Here is a 5,000-nt window from a genome sequence, read left to right on the forward strand (position 1 = left end):
GAGTGCGTAATAGCTCACTAGTCGAGTGACTCTGCGCCGAAAATGTACCGGGGCTAAATACACCACCGAAGCTGCGAATTGATACCAATGGTATCAGTGGTAGGGGAGCGTTCTAAGTGCAGTGAAGTCAGACCGGAAGGACTGGTGGAGCGCTTAGAAGTGAGAATGCCGGTATGAGTAGCGAAAGACGGGTGAGAATCCCGTCCACCGAATGCCTAAGGTTTCCTGAGGAAGGCTCGTCCGCTCAGGGTTAGTCAGGACCTAAGCCGAGGCCGACAGGCGTAGGCGATGGACAACAGGTTGATATTCCTGTACCACCTCTTTATCGTTTGAGCAATGGAGGGACGCAGAAGGATAGAAGAAGCGTGCGATTGGTTGTGCACGTCCAAGCAGTTAGGCTGATAAGTAGGCAAATCCGCTTATCGTGAAGGCTGAGCTGTGATGGGGAAGCTCCTTATGGAGCGAAGTCTTTGATTCCCCGCTGCCAAGAAAAGCTTCTAGCGAGATAAAAGGTGCCTGTACCGCAAACCGACACAGGTAGGCGAGGAGAGAATCCTAAGGTGTGCGAGAGAACTCTGGTTAAGGAACTCGGCAAAATGACCCCGTAACTTCGGGAGAAGGGGTGCTTTCTTAACGGAAAGCCGCAGTGAATAGGCCCAAGCGACTGTTTAGCAAAAACACAGCTCTCTGCGAAGCCGTAAGGCGAAGTATAGGGGGTGACACCTGCCCGGTGCTGGAAGGTTAAGGAGAGGGGTTAGCGTAAGCGAAGCTCTGAACTGAAGCCCCAGTAAACGGCGGCCGTAACTATAACGGTCCTAAGGTAGCGAAATTCCTTGTCGGGTAAGTTCCGACCCGCACGAAAGGTGTAACGATTTGGGCACTGTCTCAACCAGAGACTCGGTGAAATTATAGTACCTGTGAAGATGCAGGTTACCCGCGACAGGACGGAAAGACCCCGTGGAGCTTTACTGTAGCCTGATATTGAATTTTGGTACAGTTTGTACAGGATAGGCGGGAGCCATTGAAACCGGAGCGCTAGCTTCGGTGGAGGCGCTGGTGGGATACCGCCCTGACTGTATTGAAATTCTAACCTACGGGTCTTATCGACCCGGGAGACAGTGTCAGGTGGGCAGTTTGACTGGGGCGGTCGCCTCCTAAAGTGTAACGGAGGCGCCCAAAGGTTCCCTCAGAATGGTTGGAAATCATTCGTAGAGTGCAAAGGCATAAGGGAGCTTGACTGCGAGACCTACAAGTCGAGCAGGGACGAAAGTCGGGCTTAGTGATCCGGTGGTTCCGCATGGAAGGGCCATCGCTCAACGGATAAAAGCTACCCCGGGGATAACAGGCTTATCTCCCCCAAGAGTCCACATCGACGGGGAGGTTTGGCACCTCGATGTCGGCTCATCGCATCCTGGGGCTGTAGTCGGTCCCAAGGGTTGGGCTGTTCGCCCATTAAAGCGGTACGCGAGCTGGGTTCAGAACGTCGTGAGACAGTTCGGTCCCTATCCGTCGTGGGCGTAGGAAATTTGAGAGGAGCTGTCCTTAGTACGAGAGGACCGGGATGGACGCACCGCTGGTGTACCAGTTGTTCTGCCAAGGGCATAGCTGGGTAGCTATGTGCGGAAGGGATAAGTGCTGAAAGCATCTAAGCATGAAGCCCCCCTCAAGATGAGATTTCCCATAGCGTAAGCTAGTAAGATCCCTGAAAGATGATCAGGTTGATAGGTTCGAGGTGGAAGCATGGTGACATGTGGAGCTGACGAATACTAATAGATCGAGGACTTAACCATATAATATGTAGCAATGTTATCTAGTTTTGAAGGAATATGCCTTCATAGTTTGGTGATGATGGCAGAGAGGTCACACCCGTTCCCATACCGAACACGGAAGTTAAGCTCTCTAGCGCCGATGGTAGTTGGGACCTTGTCCCTGTGAGAGTAGGACGTCGCCAAGCAACTTTAAGACGAGTCAGAATGACTCGTCTTTTTTGTATTTTGTAACTTCTTTTCAAAGCTAATTACATATTTATATAAGTTTTATTCGATTTCTTTCGTGATTTTTGATATGTAATTTAAGATTTTCTATTTTATTTCTTAAAGATAAGATTCACTGGTGTGTTAAAATAGTACAGTTGTTTTTTGATGTACTTTAATATAAGAAGATTTAAGTTAGAAAAGGAGATAATATGAAAAGGATAGGTATAATTACTACAGTAGTCTTAGTCCTTCTATTAATCGTGTATATGTTAGTTGGGAATTATTTTTATAACTACGCATTGAATGCGAAACAAGAAAAAGAATTTTTGCAAGATAATCCTCATTTAGTAGAAACGGTAAATGCATCGGGAGATGTATTGGCTACAAATGAAGAAAAGAATGCGAACTTCGTATCGAAGTATAAACCTAACACATTAACTATACGTTCTTTCGATAAATTGAATTTAAAAGGCTATGAATATATGAATGAATCATCTAGTCATAAATGGGCAATTGTGGTTCATGGATACAATGGTAGAGCATCAGAAATGACGAAATATATTCGTAACTTTTATGAACAAGGCTATAATGTCATAGCACCAGACCTTCGTGGGCACGGAAATAGTGAAGGGGATTATGTTGGTATGGGCTGGCATGATCGTAAAGATGTTTTGATTTGGATTCAACAAATCTTAAAGAAAGATCCTAATGCTGAAATAGCTCTATTTGGTGTTTCAATGGGCGGGGCAACTGTAATGATGACTTCAGGAGAAGATTTACCTTCTAATGTTAAAGTTATTATTGAAGATTGTGGATACTCAACCGTTATTGATGAATTTACTTATCAGCTAAAAGATTTATTCCACTTGCCGAAGTTTCCTGTTATGAATGCGGCAAATACAGTTACAAAATTAAGAGCTGGATATGATTTAGAAGAAGCTTCAGCTGTAAAACAAGTGGCGAAAAGTAAAACACCTATGCTATTCATTCATGGAGATGCTGATACATTCGTTCCTTTTGAAATGTTAGATGAAGTATATAATGCTGCAAAAGTAGAAAAAGAGAAATTAATTGTTCCAGGTGCTGGGCATGGAGAAGCGGAGAAAGTAGATTCGAATAAATATTGGAATACCGTATGGAAGTTCGTAGGGAAGTATATTCCGGCATAATTAAAGTTGTTGCATTTATATAGACGATAATCAGAGGGATAATAGTTAATCCTTTTGATTATCGTTTTTTTGTTAATTAGGTAGTCTGCTATAAGTGTATTTTTGTATGTACTATATGAAGGAGATAGAGCAAAAACTTTTGAATTCCTTAATCTCAGTGCTACAATGATTGAAAACTAAATGTTAATGAGGTGTTTATATGAAAATTGAGGTTTGGTCGGATTTTGTATGCCCATTTTGCTATATTGGGAAACGTAGATTAGAGATGGCTTTAGAGCAATTTCCACATAAGAAGGATGTTGAAGTTGAGTTTAAAAGTTTTGAGTTGGATCCGAATACTCCCGTTTACTCTGGAACAAGTATTAATGAAGTGCTTGCATCAAAGTATGGAATTAGTATTGAAGAAGCTAAGCGTAATAACGTACAGCTAGGAAATCATGCAGCTAGTATGGGTTTAAGTTTTAATTTTGATGAGATGAAGCCGACGAATACGTTTGATGCGCATCGTCTTGCGAAGTTTGCAAAGAATCATGGAAAAGAAAAGGAGATTACGGAGAATCTACTTTTTGCATATTTCACTGAATCGAAAAATTTAAGTGATGTGGATACACTTGCTATTATCGCTGAAGCCTCAGGTTTAGATAAGCAAGAAGCTTTAAATGTTATTAATGATAAAAATGCGTACGCAAATGATGTTAGAATTGATGAAGCGATTGCTCAGCAATATCAAATTTCGGGAGTGCCTTATTTTATTATTAATCAAAAGTATGCTATTTCAGGTGCACAACCACTTGAAACTTTTGTTGGTGCACTTCAGCAAGTGTGGGAAGAAGAGAATCCTGCACCGAAGTTACAGGAACTTTCAGCAGATGGTGGAAGCGATCTTTCTTGTACTGATGGAAGTTGTTCGGTGCCGTCGAAAGAACAATAGTTTTTATGGTAGAAGAGCACCCCATAGATTGTTCTGTAGGGTGCTTGTATATAACTATAGAAGAAATACGTAAATGAAATCTATAAAATATAAAGTTTTTTTAAAAACGTATTGACGATTATACTTTAGAGGTGTAATATAGAACAAGTCGCCGATGACATTAACGTCACAAGCGACAAACGAAATAAAAAACTTAGTTGACATTAACTAACGAAGATGTTAACATAAGGAAGTCGCAAATGAGCGACCAAGTAGTTCTTTGAAAACTGAACGAAACAAACAACGTGAAACGTCAATTTTTATTTTTAGATGCTAGACAAACTAACTTTATTGGAGAGTTTGATCCTGGCTCAGGATGAACGCTGGCGGCGTGCCTAATACATGCAAGTCGAGCGAATGGATTGAGAGCTTGCTCTCAAGAAGTTAGCGGCGGACGGGTGAGTAACACGTGGGTAACCTGCCCATAAGACTGGGATAACTCCGGGAAACCGGGGCTAATACCGGATAACATTTTGAACCGCATGGTTCGAAATTGAAAGGCGGCTTCGGCTGTCACTTATGGATGGACCCGCGTCGCATTAGCTAGTTGGTGAGGTAACGGCTCACCAAGGCAACGATGCGTAGCCGACCTGAGAGGGTGATCGGCCACACTGGGACTGAGACACGGCCCAGACTCCTACGGGAGGCAGCAGTAGGGAATCTTCCGCAATGGACGAAAGTCTGACGGAGCAACGCCGCGTGAGTGATGAAGGCTTTCGGGTCGTAAAACTCTGTTGTTAGGGAAGAACAAGTGCTAGTTGAATAAGCTGGCACCTTGACGGTACCTAACCAGAAAGCCACGGCTAACTACGTGCCAGCAGCCGCGGTAATACGTAGGTGGCAAGCGTTATCCGGAATTATTGGGCGTAAAGCGCGCGCAGGTGG

General features: G+C 43.4%; 2 protein-coding genes and 3 rRNA genes (2 of these 5 cut by a window edge). All 5 read left to right on the forward strand.

From position 1 onward, the window contains the following. Nucleotides 1-1,790: ribosomal RNA gene (locus MHH27_RS01540) — 23S ribosomal RNA — on the forward strand; it begins 1,132 nt to the left of the window's first position. Nucleotides 1,791-1,838: 48 nt separating this feature from the next. After that, nucleotides 1,839-1,954: ribosomal RNA gene (gene rrf / locus MHH27_RS01545) — 5S ribosomal RNA — on the forward strand. A 231-nt stretch (nt 1,955-2,185) separates the two neighbouring features. After that, complete coding sequence (locus MHH27_RS01550) at nt 2,186-3,145, forward strand: alpha/beta hydrolase (RefSeq protein WP_340941427.1); 960 nt, start codon at nt 2,186-2,188, stop codon at nt 3,143-3,145. Between the two features lie 199 nt (nt 3,146-3,344). Continuing rightward, nucleotides 3,345-4,076 carry a DsbA family oxidoreductase gene (locus tag MHH27_RS01555; RefSeq protein ID WP_000687923.1) on the forward strand — a complete coding sequence of 244 codons (732 nt, stop codon included), beginning with the start codon at nt 3,345-3,347 and terminating at the stop codon, nt 4,074-4,076. A 327-nt stretch (nt 4,077-4,403) separates the two neighbouring features. Continuing rightward, nucleotides 4,404-5,000 (forward strand): 16S ribosomal RNA (locus MHH27_RS01560); it runs 955 nt beyond the window's last position.

It is taken from the genome of Bacillus sp. FSL L8-0152 (assembly GCF_038006365.1).
Lineage (GTDB): Bacteria > Bacillota > Bacilli > Bacillales > Bacillaceae_G > Bacillus_A > Bacillus_A cereus.